This window comes from uncultured Tenacibaculum sp., from assembly GCF_947502995.1.
GTDB lineage: Bacteria > Bacteroidota > Bacteroidia > Flavobacteriales > Flavobacteriaceae > Polaribacter.
In genome coordinates this window covers 1-683 of record NZ_CANNBW010000060.1, presented here as the reverse complement: position 1 = coordinate 683, position 683 = coordinate 1, and the positions used below count along the sequence as shown (strand labels likewise).

The window sequence follows — 683 nt, the reverse complement described above, 5'->3', positions numbered from 1 at the left end:
ACACCAGTTACTACGAATGTTTTAACCAATGATGATTATGTAGGCGATACAGATCCAGCAAAACAGGCAGGAACTACCACTACTTTAACTCAAAGTGGTGGAACAGCAACAGGAACAGTAGCTATTGATCCAAATACAGGAGAGATTACGTACACTCCAACTTCATCAGAAGCAGGAACAGATGTTACGATCATCTACCAAGTTTGTAGTGACGATGGAGTAAATGCTCCAATTTGTCAAACAGCAACCTTAACAATAACCGTTACAGGAACTGATAGTGATGGTGATGGTATAGTAGATGCACAAGATTTAGATGATGATAACGATGGAATTTTAGATACGGCAGAAGCAAACGGACAACCAGATCCAAGTGCAGATGCTGATAATGATGGGGTTCCAAACTATTTAGATGCGGACTTAGCAGGTTTTGTAGATACAAACTCAGATGGAGTAAATGACAACTACGATTCAGATGGCGACGGTGTACCGAACCATTTAGATTTAGATAGTGATAATGACGGAATTTATGATGTTGTAGAAACAGGCGGAACAGATGCAGACGGAAATGGAACTGCAGATGATACTGATGGAGATACTACAAATAACAATGGTATTCCAAGTACAGCAGGTACAGGAGTTTCTAGTCCAACCGATAGTGATAGTGGAACTGATCCAGGAAGTCC

General features: G+C 40.7%; 1 pseudogene. It reads left to right on the top strand.

The features are described from left to right. Window positions 1–683, top strand: a pseudogene (locus Q1A46_RS20725) (hypothetical protein); the annotation flags it as partial.